The organism is Jiulongibacter sediminis, from assembly GCF_001306455.1.
Taxonomy (GTDB): domain Bacteria; phylum Bacteroidota; class Bacteroidia; order Cytophagales; family Spirosomataceae; genus Jiulongibacter; species Jiulongibacter sediminis.
Window position 1 is genome coordinate 43,834 of sequence record NZ_LGTQ01000011.1, and the last position, 21,955, is coordinate 65,788.

The 21,955-nt window shown below is 42.9% G+C and carries 18 protein-coding genes; 7 read left to right on the forward strand and 11 right to left on the reverse strand.

What is annotated here, in order from left to right; genetic code table 11:
* Positions 1-236: 236 nt before the first annotated feature.
* Both AFM12_RS14805 and AFM12_RS14810 read left to right on the forward strand, forming a co-directional pair.
* Positions 237-983, forward strand: a complete 747-nt coding sequence (locus tag AFM12_RS14805; protein ID WP_055149615.1) for an acyl-CoA desaturase — start codon at positions 237-239, stop codon at positions 981-983.
* Between the two features lie 138 nt (positions 984-1,121).
* Positions 1,122-1,595, forward strand: coding sequence for a Dps family protein (locus AFM12_RS14810; RefSeq protein WP_055149617.1), 474 nt, complete (start codon positions 1,122-1,124; stop codon positions 1,593-1,595).
* Positions 1,596-1,653: 58 nt separating this feature from the next.
* Here the strand turns inward: AFM12_RS14810 and AFM12_RS14815 are convergent, their stop codons facing one another.
* The 4 genes from AFM12_RS14815 to AFM12_RS14830 all read right to left on the reverse strand — a co-directional run bounded on the left by AFM12_RS14815 (position 1,654) and on the right by AFM12_RS14830 (position 6,355).
* Positions 1,654-3,453 (reverse strand): phage tail-like protein, encoded by a 1,800-nt coding sequence (locus AFM12_RS14815; protein ID WP_055149619.1) that lies wholly within the window; start codon positions 3,451-3,453, stop codon positions 1,654-1,656.
* Positions 3,454-3,573: 120 nt separating this feature from the next.
* Positions 3,574-5,628 carry a response regulator gene (locus AFM12_RS14820; protein WP_055149621.1) on the reverse strand — a complete coding sequence of 685 codons (2,055 nt, stop codon included), beginning with the start codon at positions 5,626-5,628 and terminating at the stop codon, positions 3,574-3,576.
* A 71-nt stretch (positions 5,629-5,699) separates the two neighbouring features.
* Positions 5,700-6,044, reverse strand: a complete 345-nt coding sequence (locus AFM12_RS14825; RefSeq protein WP_055149623.1) for a hypothetical protein — start codon at positions 6,042-6,044, stop codon at positions 5,700-5,702.
* A complete protein-coding gene (locus tag AFM12_RS14830; protein WP_055149625.1) occupies positions 6,044-6,355 on the reverse strand; it encodes a putative quinol monooxygenase in 312 nt (103 codons plus the stop codon). Before AFM12_RS14830 ends, AFM12_RS14825 begins: the two co-directional genes overlap by 1 nt.
* Positions 6,356-6,527: 172 nt before the next feature.
* Between AFM12_RS14830 and AFM12_RS14835 the strand changes: the two genes are divergently transcribed.
* The 4 genes from AFM12_RS14835 to AFM12_RS14850 all read left to right on the forward strand — a co-directional run bounded on the left by AFM12_RS14835 (position 6,528) and on the right by AFM12_RS14850 (position 13,052).
* Positions 6,528-7,160 (forward strand): DUF2202 domain-containing protein, encoded by a 633-nt coding sequence (locus tag AFM12_RS14835; RefSeq protein ID WP_082391365.1) that lies wholly within the window; start codon positions 6,528-6,530, stop codon positions 7,158-7,160.
* A gap of 72 nt (positions 7,161-7,232) precedes the next feature.
* The gene (locus AFM12_RS14840; protein WP_055149627.1) at positions 7,233-8,150 is read left to right on the forward strand and encodes a c-type heme family protein; all 918 of its coding nucleotides are present in this window, start codon (positions 7,233-7,235) and stop codon (positions 8,148-8,150) included.
* A 239-nt stretch (positions 8,151-8,389) separates the two neighbouring features.
* The gene (locus AFM12_RS14845; RefSeq protein WP_082391366.1) at positions 8,390-11,137 is read left to right on the forward strand and encodes a DNA gyrase/topoisomerase IV subunit A; all 2,748 of its coding nucleotides are present in this window, start codon (positions 8,390-8,392) and stop codon (positions 11,135-11,137) included.
* A gap of 19 nt (positions 11,138-11,156) precedes the next feature.
* The gene (locus AFM12_RS14850) at positions 11,157-13,052 is read left to right on the forward strand and encodes a helix-turn-helix domain-containing protein (RefSeq protein WP_055149628.1); all 1,896 of its coding nucleotides are present in this window, start codon (positions 11,157-11,159) and stop codon (positions 13,050-13,052) included.
* A gap of 69 nt (positions 13,053-13,121) precedes the next feature.
* Here the strand turns inward: AFM12_RS14850 and AFM12_RS14855 are convergent, their stop codons facing one another.
* The 3 genes from AFM12_RS14855 to AFM12_RS14865 all read right to left on the reverse strand — a co-directional run bounded on the left by AFM12_RS14855 (position 13,122) and on the right by AFM12_RS14865 (position 16,226).
* On the reverse strand, positions 13,122-14,039 hold the full coding sequence (locus tag AFM12_RS14855) for an OmpA/MotB family protein (protein ID WP_055149630.1): 918 nt from the start codon (positions 14,037-14,039) through the stop codon (positions 13,122-13,124).
* A gap of 139 nt (positions 14,040-14,178) precedes the next feature.
* Positions 14,179-15,546: a sensor histidine kinase gene (locus AFM12_RS14860; RefSeq protein ID WP_055149632.1), complete on the reverse strand. Its 1,368-nt coding sequence runs from the start codon at positions 15,544-15,546 to the stop codon at positions 14,179-14,181.
* Positions 15,543-16,226 (reverse strand): response regulator transcription factor, encoded by a 684-nt coding sequence (locus tag AFM12_RS14865; RefSeq protein WP_055149634.1) that lies wholly within the window; start codon positions 16,224-16,226, stop codon positions 15,543-15,545. Before AFM12_RS14865 ends, AFM12_RS14860 begins: the two co-directional genes overlap by 4 nt.
* A 312-nt stretch (positions 16,227-16,538) precedes the next feature.
* Between AFM12_RS14865 and AFM12_RS14870 the strand changes: the two genes are divergently transcribed.
* The gene (locus tag AFM12_RS14870; RefSeq protein WP_055149636.1) at positions 16,539-17,342 is read left to right on the forward strand and encodes a phytanoyl-CoA dioxygenase family protein; all 804 of its coding nucleotides are present in this window, start codon (positions 16,539-16,541) and stop codon (positions 17,340-17,342) included.
* Between the two features lie 186 nt (positions 17,343-17,528).
* On the opposite strand, the gene AFM12_RS14875 is transcribed toward AFM12_RS14870, so the two are convergent.
* The 4 genes from AFM12_RS14875 to AFM12_RS14890 form a co-directional block, all read right to left on the reverse strand.
* Positions 17,529-17,819, reverse strand: coding sequence for a LytR/AlgR family response regulator transcription factor (locus tag AFM12_RS14875; protein ID WP_157687426.1), 291 nt, complete (start codon positions 17,817-17,819; stop codon positions 17,529-17,531).
* A gap of 41 nt (positions 17,820-17,860) precedes the next feature.
* The gene (locus tag AFM12_RS14880) at positions 17,861-19,516 is read right to left on the reverse strand and encodes a Kelch repeat-containing protein (RefSeq protein WP_082391367.1); all 1,656 of its coding nucleotides are present in this window, start codon (positions 19,514-19,516) and stop codon (positions 17,861-17,863) included.
* A 10-nt stretch (positions 19,517-19,526) separates the two neighbouring features.
* Positions 19,527-20,261, reverse strand: a complete 735-nt coding sequence (locus AFM12_RS14885; RefSeq protein ID WP_055149642.1) for a gp53-like domain-containing protein — start codon at positions 20,259-20,261, stop codon at positions 19,527-19,529.
* Positions 20,262-20,315: 54 nt separating this feature from the next.
* A partial coding sequence (locus AFM12_RS14890) for a Kelch repeat-containing protein (RefSeq protein WP_374754271.1) occupies positions 20,316-21,955 on the reverse strand: 1,640 nt, incomplete at its 5' end.

Below are 21,955 nucleotides of genomic sequence, written 5' to 3' on the forward strand. Positions count from 1 at the left end.
GTTTTCATGACGATTAATATTTGATAACAAATTGATAATCAAATTTCTGAACTCAGCTATAGCCATACCATCGTGTAAACAGGGAAGATTTTGCCGTAGTATAAAAACCTGCCCTTCGTCACAAAAGAACTTCTTAATCATCTGTTAACAATCCGCTAACTGATGTAGCTCATTTTTTTGTTTATCATTCTATGCCGTCCTTTGTGACCCAATCATTTATCAAGACCGATTTTTTAATGATCATTCTAGCATTTTTTATTGCCCACTGGTATTTATCACTTTTCGCTCAAACGTTTTTCCTTCACCGCTACGCCGCTCATAAGATGTTTACTATGAGCCCTTTCATGGAAAAAGTTTTCTACACCCTTACTTTCATTTTTCAAGGTTCTTCTTTTCTGAGCCCTTATGCTTACGGTGTAATGCACCGCCTTCATCATGCTCATGCCGATACAGAGCAAGACCCGCATTCGCCATCGTTTACTGCCAATCTTTTTGACATGATGTGGAAAACCAAAAACTATTACAATAACATTCTCCATCGCGAAGACGATATTGAGGACAAATTCAAAAAGAACGTACCTCACTGGCCCTTCATGGAGAAACTAGGTGACAACTGGCTGATCAGAATCGGCTGGGGTGTGGCTTACACTTTGTTCTATATTCAGTTTGCCAATCACTGGGCCTGGTTCCTGCTATTACCAATTCACTGGTTAATGGGTCCGGTACACGGAGTAATTATCAACTGGTATGCCCACAAGTACGGCTACAGAAACTTTGATGTGAACGACACGGCCAGAAACCTGCTGCCTGTAGATTTTCTGATGATGGGCGAGAGCTACCATAATAATCACCATAAGTTTGGTGGCAGAGCTAACTTTGGTATCAAGTGGCATGAGTTTGATCCCACTTATCCGTTCATCAAGATGTTAAACGCCTTAAAGCTGATTAAGCTGAAGCCGAATAACGATCTCAATTATATGTAATTATTTCACTTCCTTTGATAAACTGAAAACGCCTGATTTTTGATTAATCAGGCGTTTTTTTATGCCTTTTATGTAATACTTGTCACTGCGTTTGACCTCTTTTTAAGTGATCTTTGAATATCAAAAAAACTTAAAGACATGAGCCAATTAAATGCCATAGGTCTGGAGACCAATAAAGCCACCGAGCTGGCTGAGAAACTAAATACGCTGCTAGCCAATTACTCTGTGTTTTATCAAAATGTGAGAGGCTATCACTGGAATATAAAGGGTCAAAAGTTCTTCGAACTTCATCTCAAATTCGAAGAACTCTATGACGACCTCCGTCTGAAAATTGACGAAATCGCCGAGCGGATTCTTACTTTGGGTTTCTCGCCCGAGCATAATTATTCAGAGTACAATAAAGTCTCAAAAGTTAAGGAGAGCCCTCACGTTTCAGATGGAGTGCAGGCGGTAAGCCAAATTCTGGACGCTTTCAAAGAGCTCATCATCCAGCAGCGAGTACTCCTTGATTTATCAGGTGAAGCCAACGATGAAGGAACGAATGCCCTCATGAGCGACTATATCAGAGAACAGGAAAAACTTGTATGGATGTACTCGGCTTTTTTGAAATAAAGAGTTTGTGAATTAAGCCTTCGGCGGTGAGAAAAAGACCGTACCCCGAAGGTTTTTCCTATTTTGCCTTGATGATAAAATTTATCGTGTAGAAAGGTGGCATATTATTGTGAGCGTTTCCCCCTCCTGTATTAGTAGTATTAACCGTGCTGGCATTGTTCTCCAGATCAGAGACTTCACCGCCACTGCCACTTTTACTTTTGCCTGAATAAGTGATACCGTGATTGTGAGAGGGCATTTCATTAATGGTAAGTGTATGTGTTTCCTCTCCACCGTCACTACCCAAACTATGGTTAGTTGAACCGTTTTCTCCACTATTGCCTGAGCCCAGTGGAAACCGACCTGTAAAATCAGGCAAAGTAGAGCCACCAAGTACAGAGGCTAAATCAGGATAGGTACCGGAGCTGAAGCTGCTACCATTACATAGCAGCCATCCTGAGGGAGCAGAAGATGTCGGCCACATTTGAATGGTACCTATCGGTATGGCCGGCTCCCAACTAAGATTGCCATTGCCATCGGTGGTGAGTACTTCTCCGTCATCGCCATCGGTGGTTGGGAGTGTGTAGGCATTATCAATAGTAAGGGCCCCATTTATTTCTGTATCGCCGCTTTTGTAAACCACCACGGCGTCTGATCGGTTAGAAGTGCTGCTTCCGTTTCCGATGCTAAACACTCTGTCGCCGGAATTAAAACTACTGGTTGAATTCGCCGCTATGTTTTCATTAAACATCCCAAAAGCATTTTCCCCGTAGGAGTTAGCCAAGGTATTGTAACCTCCGGCAAAACTGTACTGTCCGCTGGCATTATTACTTCTTCCTACGGCCGTTGCCCCTGTGCTACTGGCATTGGCCAAATAACCAAAAGCCAGAGCCGAACTACCAGTGGCTTTGGCCTGATAACCTCCGGCTATCGAATTATTGCCGCTGGCTGTAGCATCATAGCCGAAAGCTACGGCGTCAGATGCACTCGCCTGTGAGCTGTAACCAAAGGCCGTGGAGTAATTTCCACTGGCAGTATTACGCTGCCCAAAACTTACGGCATTGGTACCACTAGAGGTATTTTCAAAACCAATAGCTATGGCATTGACAGCTGAAGCATTGTTTTTGTTACCCATTGCAATGGAGTGTTCTGCGGAGGCTAAACTACTCACTCCAAAGCCAAAAGAAGTTTTACCCAAATTAGCCTCATCCCAAGAATCGTCCACGGCGATTCCAGCCCTAAAAGCTCCTTTGCTTTTATCAAAAAACATTTTTTGCTCTGAATCGGAATTTGACGATATATAATCTAAACTGTGATAACCGACCAGAAAATCATTATTCGTATCCTTTTGCCTGATCAGCCCGTTTTCTGATTTGAACGGGCTGTCACTGTCGGTCCAGCTCAGCCCTCCGGCCCCATCGGTTGAGAGCAGTTGGGTGGCATTTCCGTCAATATCAGGAAGGGTGTAGGCATTATGAACCGTGAGATTCCCACTGAGCGTGGTATTTCCGTTACTGTCAATTTTAATTCCTTCATTGTCTCCATCGCCTGAGACATAGAAACCTCCCATTTCAATATTTTGCTCGGCTACATGATTCCCCAAATCGTCAGGAATGGTTTGAATTTCAGTCCAGGTTTCATCCTTGTAATACCAAAAGCTATGGTACGTGCTGTCATACACCAAAAGACCTTCAACAGGGGCAACGATGCTGTCCCTTGCCGTGCTGGACATCCGGGGGATCAAGATTCCGCGATCTGTACTGTTGACCTCAAAGAGAGCTGAAGAATAGGGATCAGAATCCACATTATACATGTTGATTTGACCAAAAGTCAATTGACCACAAAAGACAAAAAGGAGAAGACAAGCTATATTTTTCATAGAAAAAACGGTTTAAAACCTTCGTGTAATGTAAATGGAGAAGCAAAAGTAGCTGCATGTGCAAGCTAGCCGAACTGACAAAAGCGAATGATTGACTGACAAAAACGAAAAAAAACAGGTTTAGGAACCCATTCTATCTAACTCCTCTTTTGGAGTAATTCCAAAGTGCTTTTTGTAGGCTTTTGAGAAGTAGTGTGCGTCTTCATAGCCCATCTCGAGCGAGAGCTCTGTCACTGTCTGAAAAGATTGAGATTTTACTTTTTGTCTTGCCTTATGCATTAGAAGAGCTGTGCGGTACTGTTTTGGCGTAAGCCCTGTCAGCGACTTTAGCTTCACCTGAAGGCCTTTCTGACTCATAGCCATGTCTTCAGCAAGGTCTGTCATCCCATACTCTGGATTTGAGAGTTGGGAAACCATTAACTTTTCAACCTTTTCCAGAAAATCAGGTTTGTCGTTTGTTTTGACCTCTTCATCAGAAGATATTCTAAGATGATAATTTTTGATCAGGTTACGGGCTCTAACACGCAGCTCATTTTCTCTGAAGGGCTTCGTCAGGTAATCATCTACTCCTATTCTAAGCAAATTTATCCGATCACCATCCTCTGATTTTGCTGTCAAAACAATCACCGGTATCGACCTATACTGCTCATTCCTTTTCAAAACCCGAACGAGCTCTTCACCGTCCATTTCCGGCATCATTAGATCTGTAATGATCAGATCAGGCCATGTTTTACCCAGCAATTCTAAAGCTTCTTTACCATCAGCCGCCTGAATTACCTGATAATCACCTGACAATAAATCAGCCACAAAAACTCTTAAATCCTGATTATCTTCTGCCAGAAGTAAAATAGGCCTCTGATCATCTGAATGTTGAGTTTGAAGGGGAGTTTTGACCTCTCCGGTCTCATAGTTAAGCTGATAACCTGAACTTGCACTGCCGGGCTCAACAGGTTTCCACGGCAACGAAACGATAAAGCCAGCTCCCTCGTCATAGGTGTCATCCAGAGTAAGCTCCCCATCCATTAGCTGTACCAATTCCTTGCTCAGAGCAAGACCAATTCCTGAACCCTCGAAATAAGTTTCGTGTGAAACCCGTCCGAAACGTTCAAAAATGGTTTCCTGATATTCGGGCGAAATACCGGGGCCTGTATCCGCAACCCTAACCATTAGTCGATTGCCAGACTCGTTTACCTGAAGAGTTACCCGTCCCCCTTGCGGTGTAAACTTTATGGCATTTGAGAGAAGGTTGACAACAATTATTTCAAGTTTGGGAGTATCCAGCAAAAGATAGTCAGCATCATTCAAATCGCTTTCAATTTCAAATCTCAAACCTTTCTGAATGGCATTCAGCTCAAAAAGCGAGAAGACTTCCTGGAAAAAGGCTTTGACCTTCACCTTGCTCTCATTGAGCTGCACTTTTTTGACTTCGAGTTGAGTAAAAAGCAATAATTCGTTTACTCTGTTGAGCAATTGAATCCCATTTTTCCTGATCAATTGAATCAAAAATCTACTCTTATCTGAAAGGGTTGGAGAATTCAGGAGACTGTCAAGCGGAGCAAGAATCAGTGTCAGCGGCGTCTTCAGCTCGTGGGTAATATTGGCAAAAAAAGTAGACTTCAACTCACTGGCCTCCAATATTGTGGCCGCGTCTTTCTCAATAATTTTCTTTTGCTCCTCCAGTTGTGCTTCGTACCTCCGGTTTTCATTCACTATGGCTCTCATGATGAGCATTAAGACAAAGAAAAAGATGTAAGACCCAACGAAAAACTTATCGTAACCAGCTCCAAAAAGGGCCAGATGATAGAGTGTAGCATTAACCAAAACTATAAAAATGAGCTTTCTACCTGAAAAGAATAGCGGAGCTAAAACTGCCACCAAGCCCAGTCCTGTTTCTATTTGTTTACCTGGCAACAAAAAATAAGCATGACCGAAAATAAACGCCTGATAAAATATGGTCAGATACCAAACAGCACTTATCTGGTTTCTTTTAAGAAGCCAAAAAGCCGGTATAAAAAGCAACCCAAAGCCCAGATTAAACCAAACAACGGTCAAAGGGCTACCGGCAAGAAAGTTAGTCAGACTAAAAAGAAGACAGGCCGAAACCAGCAACCTCACAGCAAGCCGTATGAAGTAGGAATTTCTTTCAAGAAAGGTATTTTCAGCGGGTGACTGCAAATTGCTTTGGTCTGTTAATAAAGAACAAATTTAAACCTAAAAGGCGGTCACTCAGTTTTGAAACCGAATTTCTAATTATACCACACCGCATACCCTTTTCTTCTCAATTCCAGAGCCAGCCTTTCTTCCGTTTTGAGAGCCTCTGCCCTACTCATCGGTGCCAGATTCAGGTGGTTATACAAGCTCGGGCGAAGCATATTCCCGTATTTTTTGACTATGGATGATGACAGGCTATGTCCTCTCTTGCTGAGCGTTCCGAGCTTATGTTGTTTAAGACGCTCAGCAGGGGTTTTACTCGTCATACCCACATAAAGGCACTCCAGCACACCGTTAAACTGTGGGTTCGTCTCTCTGAAACGTCTGTTTTCAGTGAAAACCTTTTTTGAAAGCTCTATGACATAAACCTGATAGGGCATCAGCTTATACCATGCCCGCCCAAAAAGCTCAACTCATGACCACGCTGCGGCTGCCCGGCCAAAAGTGGTACAGCCTTTGAAATCAAAGATCTCACGGCTTCTATTTTCAGTGAGTTTTCGTGATCCTCTTTGGTATCCCAAACTTCAGTAACCCAAACGGTTTCCGGCACTTTTTCATCAATACTGATTAGATAAAGGCTGCATCCTTTTGCATCGGCGACTAATCGAGAAGCTTCTAACAAAAGATCAGCCAGTTCGCCACCTTTTCCTTCTATGGCATTCAGGCTTCCATGTAGAAAATATTTACTCATTCTGAAAATTAGTAATCTGTGATTCAAAACTACGTAATTCTCAGAAAGGCATGACAATTAAACTAATCAGTAACAATGCTCACATCGAGGTCTGCATGCCCCCCTTCAGTGATGCATATCACTAACATTTCGATATTTCAGATTCAACTTTAACAGGCAAAACAAAATCAATATGAAAAAGACAGTAGTAATAGTAGGACTCCTAAGCCTGATGGCCTGTAATGAAAACACGATTGAGCCTGAAAACAATCTCAATAGTCAGATCACCGCCCTGCCGACGGAGGAATTATCCTCTACTGAAGAGCAAGGCCTGCTCTTTTTGAGAGAAGAAGAAAAACTGGCCAGAGACGTTTACTCCACTCTTTATAAACAATGGGGCGTTCGAGTTTTTGATAATATTTCACAAAGCGAACAAACCCATACAGATGCCGTAAAAGTATTGATAAACAAATACGGGCTTACCGATCCGGTCATCAATGAAGCCTCAGGTATTTTTGATAATCAGGAGCTTCAACAGCTCTATGATCAGTTGGTTGCATCCGGCTCTCAAAGCATTGAGAATGCATATGCCGTAGGGGCAACTATTGAAGATTTGGACCTTTTTGACCTGGCTCAAAACCTTAATGAAGTGGATAATCAAGATATCACTTTTGTCTATGAAAACCTCAGTAAAGGTAGTCGAAACCACCTGAGAGCATTCTATGATCGTATCACATCCATTGGAAAGGACTATACGCCTCAGTTTATCAGTGAGGAGCAATTTAACGATATTGTCACCAGCTCTAAAGAAACGGGCGGCTGGTAAAATTCAGGCCCTCTGTATTCCAACAGAGGCCATTTCTTCTTACATTGATTGACCGATCAAGAATCATTTTGCATGAAAAAATCACTCATAATCACCTTCATTTTCTCGTCTATCATTTGGTCTTGCAAAACCGCCAACACCGGAAGCACTGATAAGCTCGAAGGGCTGGCTCTGATGGAGAAAAGCTGCTACTCCTGCCACAGTCCTGATGCAAGTCTGGAGAACCGGTTAGCTCCACCAATTATAGCGGTAAAAATGCATTATAAAACCTCTGGAGTGAGTAAAGAAGATTTTGTCAATTCCATAACAGCCTATGTCAAAAAACCTGAGGAGGCCAACTCCAAAATGAAAGGTGCCATCAACCGTTTTGGAGTCATGCCCAAAATATTAATCAGCCAGAAAAAGCTGGAAGCTATTGCAGCTTACCTGTACGAAAATGACCCTCCAAAGCCAGATTGGTTTGATGAGCATCATCAACAGGAGCAAAAAGGCCAAATGGGCATGGACAAGCCAAAATATGGACAACTGGGCAAACAATACGCCAGCGAAACTCAGCAGGCTTTAGGTCAAAACCTCATGAAAGCCATGGGATCCGGCGGCCCGGTACATGCCGTTGAATTCTGCAATACCAAAGCCTACCCTCTCACAGACAGTATGGCACTGGCCCTTGACGCCAAAATCAAAAGAGTCTCTGACAAAGCCCGAAATCCGGAAAATAAAGCCAATGAAGTTCAGCTTGCTATAATTCAAAAAATGAAGGCGGAACTGGCTGAAGGCAATCAACCAAAACCAGCTATGATTCACGAAGGCAATTCAGTAATCGGCCACTACCCTATTGTAACCAAGGGCCTTTGCCTGAGCTGCCATGGCACCGAAGTCAGCGTCAACCTGAAAGCAAAAATCAATGAACTTTACCCCAATGATGAAGCTACTGGCTATTCCGAAAATGAGTTGCGAGGGCTTTGGGTGGTAGAAATGAATAAAAATTAAGTATTTAGCTCAATAACTAATTACTTTTTACCTGTTAAAACAGAAAAGCTGAAATAAACAGAAAATACCCGCTTCTTTTTGAGAAAATCACTGACAGTCTTTGTTTCAAATGAGTCCTTTTGAAGGACTTTAAGTAGCTATAGTCTGAAACTTTTCCACAGCTCACATTGGCCCCTGCAAATTGCCCTTCAAATCCTTATATTTGCCAAAGCCCTTGACAACAAGCTTTTCGATAAAACATGAGTGAAAAGAAAAACCAAGCTTACGACCCAACCCAACAAGACGAAGTATTAGATGACATGTTTGAGGATTATTTCCTCGAATACGCTTCCTACGTAATTCTGGAAAGAGCAGTACCTGCCTCAGAGGACGGCCTGAAGCCCGTTCAGCGTCGCCTAATGCATGCTTTAAAGGAAATGGATGACGGTCGTTTCAATAAAGTGGCCAATGTTATCGGGGCAACGATGCAATATCACCCTCATGGTGACGCCTCTATTGGCGATGCCATGGTGACCATTGGTCAAAAAGAATTACTGCTTGATATTCAAGGAAACTGGGGTGATGTAAGAACAGGCGATAGTGCCGCAGCACCAAGATATATTGAGGTTCGTCTCTCAAAATTTGCCAACGAGGTACTTTTCAACGAAGATACCACCGAGTGGCAAATGAGCTATGATGGCCGTAAGCGAGAGCCTGTCACCTTGCCTTCAAAATTTCCACTTTTGCTTGAAATGGGCGTTGAGGGAATTGCCGTAGGGCTTTCCACCAAAATGATGCCTCATAACTTTATTGAAATATGTGAGGCTTGTATCAAGCACCTTAAGGGCAATCGTTTTACTCTATATCCTGATTTTATGACAGGCGGCATCATGGATGTCAGTAATTATAACGACGGAGCCCGAGGCGGAAAAATAAAAGTAAGAGCCAAAATCAGTGAAGTTGATAAGAAGACCCTAAGAATCAGCGAAATACCCTATGGGACTACCACAGGTGGACTGATTGACTCCATCATAAAAGCCAATGATCGGGGTAAAATCAAAATCAAAAAGGTTGAGGATAACACGGCAAAAGACGTTGAAATTTTGGTGCACCTGGGCACCAATACCTCTCCGGATATCACCATTGATGCACTGTATGCATTTACCTACTGTGAAGTTTCTGTCTCTCCAAATGCCGTGGTCATTCGTGATGATAAACCGCATTTTGTCAGCGTAAGCGATATTCTCAAAGACTCTACCGAGCAAACGAAACACTTGCTCAAACGTGAGCTGGAGATTAAGAAATTTGAGCTCATGGAGAAGCTACTTTACAGCTCTCTTGAGAAGATTTTCATTGAGAACCGTATCTATCGCGACATTGAGGAATGTGAAACTTTTGAGGCCGTAATTGAGACGATTGACAAAGGTTTAGAGCCTTTCAAAAAGGACTTTTATCGAGAAATAGGCCGTGAAGACATCCTCAGATTGACGGAGATCCGAATCAAAAGAATCTCAAAATATGACTCCTTCAAAGCGGATGAACTAATGAAAAAGCTGGAGGAGAATCTGAAAGAAGTCAATCACAATCTTGAGAATCTAACAGATTATGCCATTGCGTTCTTTGAGCGACTCAAAGAGAAATATGGTCCGGGCAGAGAGCGTAAAACAGAGATTCTTGAATTTGAGGAAGTAAGTGCAACTGTAGTGGCGGCCAATAACCAGAAATTGTATGTTGACCGTGCAAACGGTTTTGTAGGCTACGGAATCAAAAAGGACGAGTATATCATGGATTGCTCAGATATTGATGACATCATTGTTTTCCGCAAAGATGGTACGTATAGCGTCTCAAAAATTCAGGAAAAGAACTTTGTGGGTAAAGACATTCTACACTGCAGCGTTTTCCGGAAAAATGATGAACGCAGAATATATAATGTCATTTACCTCGATGGAAAATCGGGTAAGACTTACGCCAAACGATTCAACGTCACGAGCATAACGCGTGATAAGGAATACACGGTAACCAAGGGAACACCAAAATCAAAGCTTCTATACTTCTCTGATAATGAGAACGGTGAAGCTGAAATAGTGACTATCAGCCTGACGGCCGCCAGTACAGCCAAAAAGAAACAATTTGACTATGATTTTTCTGAACTGTTGATCAAAGGTCGCTCTGCACAGGGAAATGTGGTGACCAAATACCCGGTGCGTAAAGTTGCTCTGAAATCAGCCGGTAAATCAACCCTTGGGGGCGTTGATATCTGGTATACACCAGCTTTAGGTAGGCTAAATCGTGATGAACATGGAGACTACCTTGGTAATTTTGAAGCTGAGGACAAGGTTCTTGTCATTTATAAAACCGGCGAGTATGAGTTAACCAATTTCGAGCTAACAAATCATTACGAAGCTCGTCAGGTCATGTACATCACTAAATATGAAGAAGAGGGAATCATCTCAGCCATTTACTATGATGGAGACAGCCGTATATTTTATGTGAAGCGGTTTGTGATAGAAACCTCTACAATGGATAAGCGTTTTGCTTTCCTTACCGATCATCATCGTACTGAACTGCTTGGTATCTCTTATGATGCACTGCCGAGGGCTGAGCTGAAAGTCAAAAAAGATCGAAAATCGGCTGTTCAAAAGAAAGAGTTTGATATCGCTGAGCTCGTTGGTGTAAAAGGTTGGAAAGCCCTGGGCAATAAACTACCGTTTATGAAAGTGAGCGGAGTGAAATGGTTAGAGCCGGGAATACCTGAAACTTCTGAAGATGAAGAAGACGATGAGGATATTGACCCGAACGACGATGATCCTCAAAACGTGAATGAGGTAACAGATACCTCTGAAGATATAGGTGCTGAAGATGAGGAAAATGAGTCAGATGCCGAGACTGAGGAAGAGGTAAAATCACCGGTACAGGCTCCACCGAAGACTGAGGCTAAAAAAACAGAAACAGAGAAACCAAAAAAAGAAGACAAGGGTTCTGATAAAAGCCAGTTAGGTCTTTTTTAACAGGTTTTAAATTTAGGTAATGGCTCTAAAAACCAGCATACTTGTACTGCTTTTTGCTCTGCTAAGTTTTGTAGGTTTGAGTCAGGTAACCATTGAGGTTCAGCTTGAAGTGCCCCCTCAAATAGAGAATCAGGGTCTTTTCCTAGCCTCTGACTTCAATGATTGGAACGCCGGTGACCCGGACTATCGGCTGCGTAAAATCAATGACCAGAAATACAGCATTTACCTGGAGGATGCTCCTCAATATTTTGAGTATAAATTCACTCAGGGTAGCTGGACAACCGCTGAAGGAACACCGGCCGGAGAGCCTTTCCCAAACCGAATTTACTCTGCGGATGGACCAAAAATTGAAGCCAGTATTGTGGGCTGGGAGCAGCAGATAGAATATGGCATAAATGTCACTTCCCTGCCTGAAAACACACCTGAAGATGCCAAAATCTATATTGCGGGAAATTTCAACAAATGGTCCCCAAATAATGAAGCCTACCTCCTCAGGAAGAATGTGGATGGCAGCTACCATACCCGTATTTTCACCGATCAGGAAGAGATAGAGTTCAAATTTACCCGGGGGAGCTGGGATGCCGTGGAAGCACGCCGGAGCGGCAAGGCCCGACCAAACCGCAAAATCATCAGAGCAGCAGTGGAAGACGCCGACCATCTTCAATTTACCATTGAAGGTTGGGAAGATTTGAACGGAACCTTCAGTATCTATTCATTCTATGATTTGCTGCTCCTTTTTTCTGTTTTTCAGGGGATTCTTTTGCTCATTGCTATTCCTACTTTGCAATCGAATAACCTGGACGCAAACCGCTGGCTTTTGCTCACTATTGGTCTCTCCTCATTTTCTATATTTTTCTATGTGCTGAGCAATTATAACAGTGCAGTTCAGGCTTTCCCTAAAATTCTTTTCCTGTCAGATTTTGTCCTGTTTCTTTACGGTCCTATCTATTATTTCTATTTGAGGCAATTGCTGTTTCAAGCCAAAAGCCTCCCCTCCAGATGGTACCTACATTTTATACCTTTTCTGATTCAGTTACTTATTTACCTACCCTTTTTCCTGAGTTCAGATAAGAGTATGCTTGACAGCATCATGAATCAGGAAGATACTATGGTGATTATATTTCTGGTCACGGGTTTTGCAGGTTTACTCTGGAATATCTATTACTGGAATCTTTTCAGGCGGTCTATTCAGCTTTACAGAGAGGAGCATCAGACCAATTTCTCTTTTGAGCAAAATCTCAATTATCTCAATACCGTTCTTATCATTCAGTTCGTCTGTTTGTTCCTTTGGGTTGTATTCTTTTTGGTATTTGGTCTATCCCAACTATTTGACATTGAAACGGTTACTCTTCAGGAAAACTCGATCGACTTTATCTGGCTGGCCTTTTCAGTTATCACATATTTCCTGGGTTACTTTGCCATCAGGCAACCGGAAACTTTCAAAGCAGAGCCCAGAAACATCTCCATTTTTGACGACATTCTGGAAACACCATTATCTCAGAAAATGGTAAATACCGGCAATGAAAAAGCGGAAGAAGAACAGAAACAAAACCTATTACCCACCATTGAAGCCCTGGAGAAAAACCTTGAAGACAATAAGCCTTTCCATAACCCAAAATTGAGTTTGAGTGAGCTTGCGCAGCAAATCAATGTACCTCCCCATCAGCTCTCAAAGGCCATCAATGAGCATTACGGGAAAAACTTTTTTGAGTTAATCAATGGCTACAGAATTGAAGAATTTAAAACGCTGGCGGGTAATCCGAAATACCATCATCTGACCCTTCTGGCACTGGCTTATGAGGTAGGATTTAACTCAAAAACTGCCTTCAACAGGTCTTTTAAAAAGACTACCGGACAAACGCCAAAGGAGTATTTTGATAAAGCCATTGCTGATCAAAAGTTAGGGCAGGAATAAACAAAGAGTCTCCCGACAAGGTCAGGAGACTCTATTATTGACAATTGCTATTTACCTAATACTACTTGTTTACTTTTTAGCCACTGTGGCCGGATCAAGCAACTCATAAAACTGATCCAGTTTTGGCATTAATATGATTCTGGTTCTTCTGTTTTTGGCCTTATTATCAGCCGATGTATTCGGAACCAATTGGTTATATTCTCCACGACCACTGGCAATCAGGCGATCAGGATTCACCTTGTATTTATTTTGAAGAACGCGAACTACAGCAGTCGATCTTTTTACGCTTAGATCCCAGTTATCATCCAGGATGTCTGTTTTAATCGGAGTATCATCGGTGTAACCTTCCACCATCACTTCCAATTCAGGTCTTGAGATGATAATTTTCGCAATTTTACCCAAAACTTCTTCTGCTCTTGGGGTAAGTTTATAACTACCAGACTTATACATCATGGCGTCTGATAAGTTGATGAATACCACTGTTTTATCAACCTTGATGTCAACATCTTTGTCATTAAGATCAAGTCCGATACTCTGTTTCAGGTTAACAGCCAGAGCCAGGTTAAGTGAGTCTACTCTGTTTTTAGCCGCCAGCAGTAATTTGATATACTTGTCTTTTTCACTCATCTGTGCCAATGTTTTGTCAATATTTTCATTGGCGGTTTTGGAAAGCACCGTAAGTCCTTCAAGTTGAACCAACTGTTGATCTCTGTTCTTTTGCAAATCTGCGATTTGTCTTCTCAAATCACCGATCTGCTCTTCACGCAATCGCTGAGCACTTGAGCCCTCTGAACGCGAAGCCGTCAGGTCTCCTTGTAATTTCACAATATTCTGTCTGGCGGCCAGAAGGTCATCATTACACTTCTGAAGATTCTGATCAGACATACTCAATCTTGATTGTACTTCAGCGTATTTCTTTTTTCCTACACACGAAACCATTGTACCGGCAATAAGCACGGAAACAACAACTATTTTAACTCTATTCATTTTTGTATCTTTTTTAAAGGTTCATTTGACTCCGAATCGTTACCTCTTTTTGTCAGGAGGTGATTCGCTTGTCGAATTATTTCGATACAAAGGAATAGCGTGATTCTTTAGTTGAACTTAAGCCGACCTTAAATTTGGCTTAAATTTTAAAAGTCACCGTAAAGCGGTTCACAGAGCCGTTAGGAGAAGAGTATTTTATACCTGCCTTATGATAGTTTAAGATGCGTTGAGTTATTCTTAACCCAAGACCTGAGCCGGCTTTGTGTTGAGAATTTGAATGCCGAACAAAAGGTTGAAATAAACGGCTTTGCTCGTAATCAGACAGTACTTTCCCATCATTTTCAATAGCAATGATCAGACAATCAGAAGCCTGATTTGAGATGTGAACCGAGGCTCTTGGCGTTTCACCATACTCTAGTGCATTTCTGAGCAGATTATTAAAAGCAATTTGCAAGAGCGACTTATTGCCCATAACCTCAAGTTGGACATCCTGATCAGGGAGTTCTTCAATCTCGAAATTAAGGTCAGCATCTTTACCTGACTTCTTCAACTGATCAAAGGCTGTGAATATGAGTTCGTCTATCCGAACAGTCTCTAAGTCGGTTGGGCTTTCACCTTTTTCAAGTCTGGAGAGCAACAGAAGGCTCTGTATCAGGTCGCTGAGCTGTTCCACGTCTTCAGTAAGACCATTGAGGTATGCCATAATTTCCGGCTGTTCAGAGAACTTGCTTCTCATGCCGTCAATTCGTACCGTAAGACGAGCCAGTGGCGTTCTCAACTCGTGCGAGGCGTTGGCGTTAAATTCTCTTTGTGCCTCAAAAGCCGCTCCTATTCTGCCAATCATCTTATTAAAGGCTTCTGTTAAAGCTTTGATCTCCTGCAGACCGGTTTCCTCCGGAATGCGATGCCGAAGTTTGTTTGCTGAAATCTCAATAATTTGGTCCTTCATCACTTCTAAAGGCCTCAGTAAGTTTTTGATGACATACAGAACGATCACCCAGATCAGAGAAGTGCCCACCAAAAAGGTGATGATCAGAATGAGAAGTAAGTAATCCAGTTTCCTTTTTCCATAAACATCTTCGGCAGAGTTAAGGACATAATAGGTTTCGTTTTGATAAAGATGAGAAATACCAATGAGCTCCCGCTTTCCGACCTTTCTGTACAGAAACCCATCCTGCCTCAGGGTTATCAGATCATTATGCTCCCACTTGAGTTCCTCGTCGTCAAGACTAGAATAAATAGGTGCAAAAGTTTCATCGAAGACAAGTACTTTTTCATTGAGAAAGCTATTCAATGTATTCTTATCAATTAATTTTAACAACTGATTATCAACTTCTTGAACCTCTACCAACAATCTTACTGTATTCAAAGCCCGGTCTTTCAAACGGGAAATAAATTCATCCTCTCTGAATTTAGCTGAACTGATAAAGATAGTTGTACAGGTCAGTGCCAGAATTAATGAGAAGACGGAAGCCACCGTCACGGATATACGTCGGCGTAAAGTCATTTGTCTTCCCTTAGGTAATATCCAAAACCCGGTTTTGTATGAATTAAGGCTACAGCATGGCCTTTATCAATTTTACGTCTTAAAAAATTGACATACACCTCAATAGTATTCAAACTGGTTTCAAAATGAATATCCCAGATTTGCTCTGCAATGGTCTGCTTTGAAACTACTCGTCCGTTCGCTTTCACCAGAAAAAGAAGCAATTGAAACTCCTTTTTGGTTAGTTCAATCGTTTTTTGTGCTCTGGAGACCTTCTTTGTCCCCAAATCAATCTCCAGATCCGCTACTTTCAAAACCTCGGTTTGTACTTTCTCAGGGACACCTCTTTTAAGCACAGAGTTTATTCGTAGAATAAGCTCCTCCAGATGAAATGGCTTCACCAGGAAATCATCTGCACCGGCACTGTAGGCATCCTTTTTATCTTCAATGTCACCATAGGCGGTCAGCATAATCACAGGATTCTGGTACCCCTCTTCCCGTATATGCTTGCATACCTCCAGACCATTGGAGCCCGGCACATTGATATCCAATAAAAAAGCATCATATTCCTCATTTCTGAGCTGACGGGCAAAAGTATTGCCGTCATAAACGACATCACAATGAATATCACGACTATTAAGAAAGCTCTTCACCTCTCTGCTCAGCGTAAGATCATCTTCAAGAAGCAATGTTTTTAACATAGTTCAAATTCTTTGAATGGACTCCGGCGACTAACCGGAAACATCTTTAACAATTTAATAAACTTCAAGAGGTAAACAGCAGAGATCAATAAAGTTGTCCTCACAGAAAAATCTGAACGCAAACAACGATCTTTAACAAGCAGTACCACAATATTAGAGAAGAGTTTTAAAATAGTAATGGATATCCTCCGGATTTGTTTCTCTCTTCTATAAAATAAATATATCAACCCGAATGACATATTCAATTTAAAACCTTGAAGCTGCTTGCCTTTTTCTACATTTGATTAACTTAGAAAGTAGAAAAACTTTAATATGAGGCTGATAGACCAACCCTATATCCTGACAAAAGAACAAATCCATTTTTACCACGAGAACAAATTCATCAAACTCAAAAATGTATTTGATGAAGAAACTCTGGCTTATTATGGTCAGCTTATCAAAGACAAAGTTAAAGAACTCAATACCCAGCACATTCCGATAGAAGAGCGGGACACCTACTCTAAAGCCTTTCTCCAGATTTTCAACCTTTGGCGGGAGTCTGAGGATGTCAAAGAATTTATCTTCGGAAAGCGACTAGCTGGTATTGCCACTCAACTGATGGGTACTGAAGGTGTACGAATGTATCATGATCAGGCCCTTTTTAAGGAACCCGGTGGTGGTTTCACCCCCTGGCATGCTGATCAGTATTACTGGCCTCTGGCCAATGATAATACCATAACGGCCTGGATACCTTTACAAGCAGTTCCCCTGGAAATGGGTCCGCTGGAATTTTCGGCTAAAAGCCATACGCTTCAAGATGGCCGAAACCTCAAAATAAGTGATGACAGTGAACAGGTGATCGGTCAGAAATTAAGATTGGGTGATTTTGAAAAAGTAGTGAAGCCCTTTGATTTAGGCGAAGTCAGTTTTCACAGCGGGTGGGTTTTTCACCGTGCCGGTGCCAATACCACTGACCAAATGCGAGCCGTGATGACCGTCATCTACATGGACAAAAACATGAAACTCAACGCCCCCGAAAACGACAACCAGCAACTCGACTGGGACACCTGGTGCCCCGGAGCAAAAATTGGGGAAGTTATAGATACGGAGATTAATCCGGTGATTTTTGATGCTTGAAGTTGGGTGTTTGAAGTCGGAAGCGGGAAGTTGGAAGTATTAAGTCTGAAGTTTTTTTGACCGAGGACAGAAGGCGGATGTCTCCAGCGGCTGAGCCCTGCCCGTGCGGCAGGCGGGCTGTCGAAGCCAAAGGGACAAAAGAGATTAGGATACCAACAGCTTTTGACCTTTAACTTTTAACCTACCCTACAAAACCACCTCCCGTCTTCTGCTAATGGTAAGTTGCGTTTGATCTTTAAGCAAAAGGGATTTCTCCTCTGTTTTGAGAATAAATTGTTTATTAACCACTGCCTTTCTGTTTGGTCTCACAAAACCATAGGCTTTAAACCGCTCTTCCAAAACTCCGAGGGTAGTGGCTACAACCGTTTTTCTACCAGAAATAAGGTGTATACGAGTATAGTTAATGTCGGCCTCCAGCCAGGCGATTTCTGTAGGATTAAAGGCCATTCTGCCGCCTACATGGATACTTGTTTTCATATTAGTTTGCATTTTACAGTTGATTGAATTCCCGTTGCTCATCAATAGCCAATAGCCATCCAGTGAACGGCAGGATAATTAACATTGGTGGAGAAAACCTTGGTACCTCCTATCTCAAAAACGGAATTGGTACTGTTTACAATTTTTACAGGTACGTTGGATGCGATGTTACTGTAATAGTCTGCCACCGTCGCCGTGATGGAGAGTAGTTTCTCAAAGCTGACCGGAAATTTGACAGTTTTTGTATTATTCGATTCATAGGTCACCAGACCCCATTGAATAAGCAATGGCCCCATACGGGCAAAACCATCATTCGACTTCCTACGCTCTTCCAGCCAGTTAGTAGCCGCCAAAGTACCTTTTACTTCAAGGCTTGTCGCAGGGTTACTCGTTCCTATCCCGACTTTCTGAGCCGGAGCCGGCTCCAGAAACATCCGCTTACCGTCGACTTTCCATAGACCTTCCGATATTTTAGCATCCTGTATGACCGGTTTTAAAGCCCTGTAGCTATTGAGGGTATTGTCAATTACAAGCTCCTGGATATCAGACAAGAAAGTATTGGTTGTGATATTAATCCCGAGTCCCATATATACCCTTTTCCCTATAGAAAATGCAACACCATCGCCCCTTGACCCTTGGAAATCGTCTGCGATAATCTCCCAGCTATCCTGCGTATGGTCATATCGCCTGGTGGTTCCAAGGTACTCGTCTATGATGACGCCGTTCCCTGACAGGTTAATTCCGATCGCAATGACGGAAATATCAGGCACTTGGGAGAGTTGAATCCATTGATTAAGCCTGGGATCATATTTCCAGGCATTGCCCGAAATACCTGTTCCATCTGAATAACCACCAAACATAAATCCTTGGTTTCCAGCAGTAAAGCAAGCCATATATCCATACTGTGTGCCTGGGAAGTTAGCTTTTTGGCTCCAGGAGTCATTCTCCGGGTCATACTCCCACAGGTCCTTGATGCCTGAATTAATCACAAGTGGATTATTAAGCCCGGGTCCCAAATACGCCTTGTTATTGATAACAAAGACGGCACCACGAATTCGGCCAGCCCCGGGAAAGCTAGCTTTCTGAGTCCAAAGGTCAGTTTCAGGGTTATATTCCCACAGATCATTGAGGAAGGTAGCACCATTGCGGCCTCCATACAGGTACCCTTTACCATTTAAAACAAAAGTTTTGGATAAGTTCCGGTTAGCTCCTGGAAATGATGCTATACTCTCCCAGGTATTGTTGATGGGTTCATATTTTTTGAATTCATTTGCCCCCCCGCTTGAACTTATACCCATCCCCATGTAGGCATATTTTCCTATGGTAAAGGCATTTACACGACTCGAATAAGCATTGGGATAATTTGTTTTAAAGAGCCATTTGTTCAAGGTTTGATCGGGACGATCGGGCATTTTGGAATCGCTGTATTCCTCCTGCCCGCAGAGCTTACTCCACTGGGAGCCTGTGTACACATCCAGACAAAAATCATCTGTGTTCAGAATCTGCAGGCCTGCTGGTGGGTTGGGGATGGAATCTCTCTTTGCGGTGCTCATTTGAGGAATCCGTACGCCTTGGGCTGAGCTCTTGAGATCCAGGTAATCTTCTCCGAAGGTGATGGATTGAGCCTTCAGTTCGTGCACTAAAAGCAAAATGAAAATAATGAAAATGAAATTCTTCATGGTCTTTGGATGGTTCATGATTGATCAATTAAAAACCGATAGCTATCCACCGAACTTTCGAGACACTATCTCCGGAAAACACCTCCGTACCGGCAATTAAAAAGCCAACCGGGCCAGGCGAGGCAATTTTGACCGGAACATTGGCTCCTGACCCCGAATTGTCTCCGGAATCCACGACGGCCGTAACCACCGGGAGATTTGCGAAGGGGATTGGAAAGAGAATCGTTGTCAGGTTATTATTGGTATAATTAGCAGTGCCCCATTGCATCAGAATACCGCCCATTCGGGCATAGCCGTTTGGAGCAAGAGACTGCTCATGCCAGGCCTCTATCTTCAGGTCTCCGCTAATCTCAAGACTGGCTTCAGGATAAGAAGTTCCGATGCCCATTTTGGAAGATGGATCTACGCTGCTAACTACTCCGCCTTTTCGTTTCCAGGCAAGACCTTCCAGGTCGGTATCCAGAACGGTGGTAATATTGTTCTCAAAAGTACCGGCTTGAGGCTCTCTGAAACCACAATTTTTTATCCAATGCTGACCATTATAGACATCCAGACAATTATCATCAGCATTCATAATTTGCAGACCTGTTGCAGGAGAACCGATGCTGTTTCTAACAACCGTTGTCATGCGGGGGATACGCCATCCCTTATGATCTGCCTCCAGATTCAGAAGGACACTCTCATGGGCCGGATCTATTTCAATTCGCTGAGCATCAGCCAAATAGACCATGATTAAGTAAAATAAAGTCAACAGGTATTTCATTGGTATAAATTTTTAATCCTCATTTCAAAAAAGAAAATAAGCTTTTGAAATCTATCATGGAGGTGTACCCACGGCCATCCATCTGATCTTGCTCACGTTATCGTTTGAAAAAGCTTTGGTTCCGGCAATGAAAAAATTTGAATTGCCTACGTTCATCGTTTTCACAGGCACATTAGCTCCGCTTCCATTATTGGCACCGCTGCTCAGGCTAGCAGTCAGGGAAAAAAGGTTTCCGAAGGGCGTCGGATAATTGACTTGTTTTTCAGCTGAAGAAGAGTAGGCTGAAGTACCCCATTGCAACAGCAGACCGCCCATAAGGACATAGCCGTTGTCTGACAAATCCTGATTTTGCCAGGCATCAAAGCTAAGTGTGCCGTTGATATCCAGACTAGCTACGGGGTTCTCTTTACCGATGCCGATTTTAACGGATTCAGGCGTAATGATGCCGTTTTCCTTACTCCAGGTTCCTGTTTTGAATGTAGAATTTGGCAGCGTATTTAGTGGTGTACTTTGAGAGTAACGCTTGTTTTGATAGACCCAGGTCTTATAGAAACCACCAATATAGGCCCGATCATTCACCACGGCGAAGCCGTTCCGCGGTAAGTAAAAGGCGTCCGGAGCCGACTTCATCTTCCTGAGTTGCGACTCATTCGGGTCAAATTGCCATAAATCGTAATGCAGCTGTTGTTCACTCACCTTTCCAAAGCCAAAGTAACCCATGCCATCCAGAGTAAACCCAAGAGCCGAATAGCGTCCTTCTGAAACACTCAGAGAAGCCATCGTTGTCCAGGTGTCAGAGCTCGGATCGTAGCTAAGCACATTTGAATCATTCAGGATAGAATTTCCGACTTTCACTTTTCCTGTGGCCACATAACCTTTACGACCAATGCTAAAAGAGGCGGCCTGTGTACGGCCCACGGGCAGGCTGGCACGGGCGATCCATTGATTCGCCGCCAGATCAAACTCATAGAAGTCTGGATACAAAGTGCCTTGTTTACTCCCTCCTCCTACAAAGCCCTTATCTCCGATGCTAAAAGCAAAGGCATTTTCACGGGCCGATGGAAGGTTCGCTTTTTGCGACCAGGAATTTGTAGAAGGATCATAAGCCCAAACGTCTTGAAGAGCTACGCCTACTGCCGTTGGATTTGAGGCTGAAAATGACACGCCCCCAGCCACAATGGCCAGCTCACCCATTTTGAAGACAGCAGAGTTTAAACGGAAAGGTCCGGAAAAATCGGCAGCTGGGAGCATCCATGTAACCGTAGCCGGATCAAAAACCTTATGGTACCCAACAGCCGTATTGACATAATGAATCTTATGATCAATTTCAAAAGTTGCGAAATCGGAAGTATTGGTGACGGTCAGCTCCTTCCATACATCAGTGCCCAGCAGGGATGAGTCAATCTCCTCAGTCGGTGTGATTAAGCCGCAATGCGGAATCCAGGAAATTCCGTTAAAAATTTCAAGGCAGCCCGTTTCGGTGTTTATAATTTGTGTACCGGCTGCAGGATTTGGCAGAGCGTTTCTGGCGGCCTCATCAAACCGCGGAATGAGAATCCCCTGATGGTCACTTTTCATGTCCAGCAAAAGGGAAGGTTCGCCGGTATCTGTACCCGAGAGAACTGACTGGGCCATGGACCGACCGAATGTCAAAAGAAAGAATAGGGAGAATAGTAACTGTTTCATGTGCTCCT

Coding starts and splice junctions, on each gene's coding strand:
- AFM12_RS14850 (WP_055149628.1), top strand. CDS start 11,157: ATGGCTCTAAAAACCAGCATACTTGTACTGCTTTTTGCTCTGCTAAGT.
- AFM12_RS14885 (WP_055149642.1), bottom strand. CDS start 20,261: ATGAAATACCTGTTGACTTTATTTTACTTAATCATGGTCTATTTGGCT.
- AFM12_RS14845 (WP_082391366.1), top strand. CDS start 8,390: ATGAGTGAAAAGAAAAACCAAGCTTACGACCCAACCCAACAAGACGAA.
- AFM12_RS14815 (WP_055149619.1), bottom strand. CDS start 3,453: ATGAAAAATATAGCTTGTCTTCTCCTTTTTGTCTTTTGTGGTCAATTG.
- AFM12_RS14835 (WP_082391365.1), top strand. CDS start 6,528: ATGAAAAAGACAGTAGTAATAGTAGGACTCCTAAGCCTGATGGCCTGT.
- AFM12_RS14875 (WP_157687426.1), bottom strand. CDS start 17,819: ATGAAAACAAGTATCCATGTAGGCGGCAGAATGGCCTTTAATCCTACA.
- AFM12_RS14865 (WP_055149634.1), bottom strand. CDS start 16,226: ATGTTAAAAACATTGCTTCTTGAAGATGATCTTACGCTGAGCAGAGAG.
- AFM12_RS14805 (WP_055149615.1), top strand. CDS start 237: ATGATCATTCTAGCATTTTTTATTGCCCACTGGTATTTATCACTTTTC.
- AFM12_RS14840 (WP_055149627.1), top strand. CDS start 7,233: ATGAAAAAATCACTCATAATCACCTTCATTTTCTCGTCTATCATTTGG.
- AFM12_RS14810 (WP_055149617.1), top strand. CDS start 1,122: ATGAGCCAATTAAATGCCATAGGTCTGGAGACCAATAAAGCCACCGAG.
- AFM12_RS14855 (WP_055149630.1), bottom strand. CDS start 14,039: ATGAATAGAGTTAAAATAGTTGTTGTTTCCGTGCTTATTGCCGGTACA.
- AFM12_RS14830 (WP_055149625.1), bottom strand. CDS start 6,355: ATGAGTAAATATTTTCTACATGGAAGCCTGAATGCCATAGAAGGAAAA.
- AFM12_RS14870 (WP_055149636.1), top strand. CDS start 16,539: ATGAGGCTGATAGACCAACCCTATATCCTGACAAAAGAACAAATCCAT.
- AFM12_RS14825 (WP_055149623.1), bottom strand. CDS start 6,044: ATGCCCTATCAGGTTTATGTCATAGAGCTTTCAAAAAAGGTTTTCACT.
- AFM12_RS14880 (WP_082391367.1), bottom strand. CDS start 19,516: ATGAACCATCCAAAGACCATGAAGAATTTCATTTTCATTATTTTCATT.
- AFM12_RS14860 (WP_055149632.1), bottom strand. CDS start 15,546: ATGACTTTACGCCGACGTATATCCGTGACGGTGGCTTCCGTCTTCTCA.